This is a genomic window from Streptomyces torulosus, from assembly GCF_001419765.1.
GTDB classification, from domain to species: Bacteria; Actinomycetota; Actinomycetes; order Streptomycetales; family Streptomycetaceae; genus Streptomyces; species Streptomyces torulosus.
Map to the genome: position 1 here is coordinate 1 of NZ_LIRK01000383.1, position 5,759 is coordinate 5,759.

Annotated in this window: 5 protein-coding genes and 1 pseudogene; 5 read left to right on the top strand and 1 reads right to left on the bottom strand. The window is 68.7% G+C overall.

Annotated elements, in window-relative coordinates; genetic code table 11:
* Positions 1 to 267 precede the first annotated feature (267 nt).
* The 5 genes and pseudogenes from AOK23_RS25865 (at position 268) to AOK23_RS25885 (ending at position 4,947) form a co-directional block, all read left to right on the top strand.
* The gene (locus tag AOK23_RS25865) at positions 268 to 1,503 is read left to right on the top strand and encodes an MFS transporter (protein ID WP_055715038.1); all 1,236 of its coding nucleotides are present in this window, start codon (positions 268 to 270) and stop codon (positions 1,501 to 1,503) included.
* 283 nt (positions 1,504 to 1,786) lie between these two features.
* Positions 1,787 to 2,077, top strand: a pseudogene (locus AOK23_RS52010) (hypothetical protein); the annotation flags it as partial.
* Positions 2,078 to 2,643: 566 nt separating this feature from the next.
* Entirely contained in the window at positions 2,644 to 3,654 is a 1,011-nt protein-coding gene (locus tag AOK23_RS25875) for a DUF6192 family protein (protein ID WP_063791402.1), read from the top strand.
* Between the two features lie 2 nt (positions 3,655 to 3,656).
* Positions 3,657 to 4,070 (top strand): hypothetical protein, encoded by a 414-nt coding sequence (locus tag AOK23_RS50260; protein ID WP_107102872.1) that lies wholly within the window; start codon positions 3,657 to 3,659, stop codon positions 4,068 to 4,070.
* A 31-nt stretch (positions 4,071 to 4,101) separates the two neighbouring features.
* Positions 4,102 to 4,947: an IS5 family transposase gene (locus AOK23_RS25885; RefSeq protein WP_055715040.1), complete on the top strand. Its 846-nt coding sequence runs from the start codon at positions 4,102 to 4,104 to the stop codon at positions 4,945 to 4,947.
* A 9-nt stretch (positions 4,948 to 4,956) separates the two neighbouring features.
* Here AOK23_RS25885 and AOK23_RS25890 read toward each other — a convergent pair.
* The coding region (locus AOK23_RS25890; RefSeq protein WP_055715041.1) for a phosphotransferase family protein at positions 4,957 to 5,759 on the bottom strand (803 nt) is incomplete at its 5' end.

Here is a 5,759-nt window from a genome sequence, read left to right on the forward strand (position 1 = left end):
TGACGCGCCGGTGCCGAGCCGGCATCACCCGGTGACCGTCGGGCCGGGTCAAGCCTTCGGCGCACACCGCACACCCGGCCCTGGTGCCACCCGGCATCTGCCCGCTCCCGAGCCTCGGCCGGTTCCCTATGCCCGGAGGCTCCCTTCGCCGCTCCAGTACTGGACACGGCACCCGACCGCCTACCAGTTCTGAGGTTCGGCGATGCTCCCCTTCCCTTCCGCTCCCACACCCGCCTGCCAGGCGGCCCTCCGTGCAAGGGGCATTCAGTGAAAACGAACAGCGACAGCGCGCTGACGTTCACCGTCGCCGCTGCCCTGATCGCCGGAGTCACGCTCGGCAGCAGCGGCAGTAACGTGATGCCCGTCTTCGTGGACGACTTCGCCGACCGCTTCGACCTGCCCAGCACCAGCGCCGGACTCGTCGCCGCCAGCCAGCTGACGGCGGTCGCGATCACCACCCTCCTGCTCGCCAACCGCGCCGCCCGCCCCGGACGCGTCCGGATGGCCCGCCAGGGGCTGGCCGTGGCCGCCGTGGGATTCATCGGCGCCGCCATCGCTTTCGACATGCTGACGCTGATCGTGGCCAGTCTGCTGCTCGGCGCCGGACTCGGAGCCGTCTACGCCGCCTCCACCGCCGCCCTGGCCGGCATCGGCGACGACGCCGACAAGACCTCCTCGATCGCCATCACCGGCGCGCTGTTCGCGAGTGCCCTGCTGCTCCTCGCCGTCCCAGCCGTCAACGAGTCCGCAGGCGGGGGAACCGGCTTCTTCCTGCTGGCCGTGTGCTGCCTGCCTGGCTGGTTCCTGGTGGGCCACCTCCCCGACGGCTCGGGCCCGGCGAGCAGTCCTTCCGCGACCGCCCCCGACTCAGCCTCCCGGTCGGCCCGTCCCTCCGCCGTGCTACTGGTCGGCGCGGGCCTCCTGATGGCCGTCACGCAGGGAATCTGGTCCTACGCCTCCGTCCTGGGGCGCGGCCACACCGGCATGTCTGCCTCTGTGCTCTCCGCCGTCCTGGCCCTCTCCAGCATCGTCGCACTCGCCGGAGCCGTAGCCGGACCGCTCGCCGTGAAGCGTTTCGGCCGCCTGCGCTCGATGACCGGGTTCGTCGTCGTCGAAGCGTTCAGCACGGGGCTCCTCATCGTCACCCACAGCCCCACCCTGTTCATCGCCACCGCAGTCATCTGGCAGACGTGCTGGCTGGCCGTCCTAATTCAGATACTCGCCGCCGCCTCGGTCATCGACTCCACCGGACGGTGGGTGGCCGCCCTCAGCGGCGCCGGAGCACTCGGCGGAGGCATCGGCCCCCTGGCCGTCGGCGCGATCATGGACAACATGGGCGTCGGCGTCCTGAGCATCCTCCTCACCGCCGGAACGCTCATCGCCGCACTCCCCCTCCTCAAGATGACCGACGCGGCAGCAGACACCGCATCCGCCTCACCCCACGCGCAGGCCACGCCCATCGCGAGGACGACCACCGAGAAACCAACCTCACCAGCGGAATGAAACACCCGCCCCACGTGCGTCCACGGCGGCTGAATCCTGACCGGTGTGCTTCAAACGCCAGGCGGGATACTGCGGAGCCAGGACTGACGCTCCCAGGCCCACCACCCGGTCGTGAGAACGGCGAGCGGCCAGCTCGGTGCGGCGGTCATGCCCGTCAGGGAGCACGCGTGTCGGCGTACACAGTTCCGTCCCCACCTTCGTACGGATGAATAGGGACGGCACTGTCACGTTGACTGGCCGGGTGGGATGATCTTCTGGTTGGTCATGCTGGGAGGGGTGGTCCGTGGACAGCGCGCCGCCGTCGTACAAGGGGCACCGGTACCCGGTGGGGATCATCGCGCACTGCGTGTGGCTGTACTTCCGCTTCCCGCTGTCGTTCCGCGAGGTCGAGGAGCTGATGCGCGAGCGCGGCGTGCTCGTCTCCCACGAGACGGTCCGCCGCTGGTGTACGAAGTTCGGGCAGGCCTACGCCAACGGCCTACGCCAACGGCCTACGCCAACGGCCTGCGCCAACGGCCTGCGCCGCCAGCGTGTGCAGCCGGGCGACAAGTGGCACCTGGACGAGGTCTTCCTCAGTAGGTGTTTTTGATCCCTGGCCGTGAGGTGCGTGCGCCTGGATGATCTGGGTTGTGGGGGCTGGCGGGACGGCTCGGCGGTACTGCCGGGAGTGCGGTGATCCGCTGCCGCAGGCGATGGCGGCGGAGGCTGTGTTCTGCTCGGGTCGGTGCAGGTCACGGCGGTGGCGGAGGCTTCAGCGGACCCGGCAGCGGGTGGCTGCGCTGCAGCGGGGTGAGCAGGCGGAGTGCCCGGTTTGCGGGCGGTCGTGGACGGTGGGAGTGGAACGGTCGAGGGCGGCGGTGTACTGCTCGGACCGTTGCCGGGTGCGGGCCTGCCGCCAGCGGCGGGCGTCACGGAACGGCGTTACAGAAACGCCATAGCCGAACGCCTCTCGGACACCTCGAACACCGTAGGTTTTGCAAGGTAGTTGGGCGAAAGGCTCGTGCGCTTCGAGCGCCCCTGGTTCACGCTCTGCCCCGGCGTGTCGCGCGCGCGTCACGGTGGACGGTGACCGGGGCCGGCGCCCCTTGACCGGTCACGTCGTGGTGGCCGGGCCGGGCCCGGGCGAGGGCGGTGGTCTTCATGACCGACGTGGCCGACCGAGTTGGGAATGTCACCCGGCAGCGTTACGAACAGCTCGTCACCCAGGCGAAGGACCTGATCGCGCAGGTCGCCCGCGCGCAGTTTGCCCTGGGCGACATGGCGTTGGAGATCGAGCCGATGAGGTCGGTGGGCGGTTCGATGCCGAACGGCACGGATGACCTGTTCACGGTGACGGAGTCGTTGCAGATGTTCGCGGACGACATAGGTGTTGAGCGGCGGACGGTGGAGGACTGGCGATACACCGCCAACCGCTGGCCCGAAGGGCACCGCAAGGAAGGCGTGTCATTCACCGTTCACCGCATCCTGGCGTCGGTGGCGGATGAGGACGAGCGGTGGGCGGCGATCGAGGACGCGCCGTTCAACCCGCGCACCGGCGCGAGGCAGTGGACGCCGGATGGCGCGAAGCGGGTCGTCGGCCAGCGCGTCGACCGGCCGGTGACCGTGGACGAGAAAGTTCAGGCGGTCGCTGATCTGACCCGTGATGACGAGGTCGCCGCGCAGGTTGCCACCGATCTGCTGAAGCGGCCGACCGTGACTGAGCACGTCACCCCCGCCGAGAGGGTACGGGTCGTCACGGAGCTGACCAGGGACGACGCTGTCGCCCAGCAGGTGACCACCGACTTGCTGCGCCGCCCGGCCGTTGCCCGGAAGACGATGCGGGACGACACCACCCGGATGCTCGTCAACCGCGCCCAGTTCGACAACTCCAACGAGACGCGCGAGCGGATCCGGGAACGCACCCCTGCCGTCCGCGCGATCGAGCACACCATCGAATACCTCGACCTGGTCGGGTCCTGCCACGGTTTCGTGGCCACCCTGGGCAGGCTGGTCCCGCAGCTGCGGGGGCAGGAGTTCACCGAGGACGAGCGCGAGACCGTCCGTCGGCAGATCGGGCGGGTCCGCGCGGCAGCGGACTGGCTCGAAGGAGCCCTCGACAACGGCGAGTTCACCCTGGACGAGCAGCTGGTCCAGCTGCTCAAGGGCGAGTAGCCGTGCCGCGACGCCGGGAGGCCCGGCCGCTGGCCGAGCACTACGGCGACCTGGTCCGCGTCGCCCTGATGGAAGCACGCCCCGCCGGCCTTCACACCTACCAGCTCATGGCCGCAACCCGCTTGACACGCTCGCAGGTCGGCCGGGGTATCCGGCACGTCCGCGACGTCGTCGCCGCGGAGAACCTGACGCCGATCACCTGGACCCGCGGGGACGGCTATCTGTTCTCCGACGATCCCGCGGACTGGATCGAGTACGACAAGCGGCAGTTCCGGCAGATCCTCGGTCGCCTTACCCGGGTGATCACGGGCACGCTCGATCCGCATCTGTCCCGTTATCCCGACGACGAATGGGCACAGCTCGCCACCGCCCAGCTCACCGGGGTCCGTGCCCCCCTCGCCCAGCTCTCCAAATAGCCCCGCCGCCGATTACCCTGCCGAGCCCGCCATGCCTGCTGCTTCCCGTCGCCGCCGCTACCCGTCCGACACCTCCGTCGCCGAATGGGCCCTTCTCGAACCCTTGCTGCCGGTCCCGGCCTGCCAGACCAAGACCGGCGGGCACCCGGAGAAGTGGCCCCGGCGGGAGATCGTCGACGGCATCCGCTACATCGTTGACAACGGCGCGAAGTGGCGGGCCCTGCCCGCGGATTTCCCTCCATGGGAGACGGTCTACGGCTTCTTCTGGCGATGGAACCGGGCCGGGGTCGTCACCTACATCCGTGACCAGCTCCGCCGGAGGATCCGTACCGGCAAGGGCCGCTGCCCGCATCCGGTGACGCTGATCGTGGACTCCCAGTCGGTCAAGGGGGCCTCCACTGTCGGCAAGGACAGCCGCGGTTACGATGCCGCGAAGAAAATCAACGGGCGTAAGCGACATATCACCGTGGACACACTCGGCCTGCCTGTGATGATCACGGTGACGCCCGCCGACATCCAGGACCGCGACGCCGCCCGCGACGTGTTCTGGCGCCTGCGCCTCACCCAGCCGCAGATCACCCAGGTCTGGGCCGACCGCGGCTATGCCGGCGACCTCGTGGACTGGGCCCGCGACCGCCTCTGGCTCACCCTGCGCATCGTCTCCCGACCCAAGGGCACCAAGGGCTTCGTCGTCCTGCCCCGCCGTTGGAAAGTCGAGCGGACGATCGGCTGGTGTATGAACGCCCGCCGCAACGCACGCGACTACGAACGCCTGCCCCAACACTCCGAAGCCCACCTGAACTGGGCACTCATAACTCTCATGACCCGGCGCCTGACGCGGACGCCGGCAGCGCAGAAGGCCGCCGGACGACCCTGACCGAAGGCTTCAGCCGTACTGGCTGAGCAGCGCTTGGAGGTAGTCCTCCAAGCGCTGCTCGAGAACGGCAGATGTCAGGTCTTTCCTCCCGAGTTCCCGCCAGGGCTCGGCAACCTTCTCCGCGTCCGGCGCGAAGGCCAGCGCGTCCAGCACACGCCAGTACAGGTGATCAGAAGGATCGTCGCTGAGCGTCCCACCAGCCGCGATGTAGTGGTCTGCCAACCGCATGCCGACGCTTACTCCGTGCAACAGAACAAGCGCAGTGGAGCAGTGGGCCACGTCCAGATCAGCAGGTCCCCAGGACGTCTCCACCCAGTCCACGACACCCGTAATCGCCAGATCGGCTCCATCCCCCGTGAAAAGCACGTTCCCGGGGTGGAAATCGCGGTGCAAGAAGCAAGGCCGATAGGTCGGGGGTGAACGCCGGATCACCTCCACGGCGCGCTCCCACACTTCCGGCTTTCTCGAGCTCTCGGGAAGACGCACCCGCTCTGGACTGGTCCACGCCTGATAGGTGCGCGGCCGGGCTCCTTTTGGAATCAGCAACCCGTGAATTGCCACCAGCTGCCGGGCAAGGAGCTCTGTCTTCCGCTCGATGTCCTCCGCGTCCAGCCGGAGGCTCCCTGGCAGCATCGACATCAGGAGCGACGGATGGTCGCAACGCTCGGCTGCCGCATCAACACCATGAAGGCGGGCGACCGGCACGCTCGTATCCGCGAGCAGCCGGAGGATCTCCGCTTCCCGTGTGAGTAGTCCCAGCGCGTGCTTCACGAAGAACGGCTTGACGAACGTCCTATTGATCAGAAACTCAA

Excerpts from the sequence above, each read along its gene's own strand:
- AOK23_RS25875 (WP_063791402.1), top strand. The coding sequence starts at position 2,644 with ATGACCGACGTGGCCGACCGAGTTGGGAATGTCACCCGGCAGCGTTAC.
- AOK23_RS25885 (WP_055715040.1), top strand. The coding sequence starts at position 4,102 with ATGCCTGCTGCTTCCCGTCGCCGCCGCTACCCGTCCGACACCTCCGTC.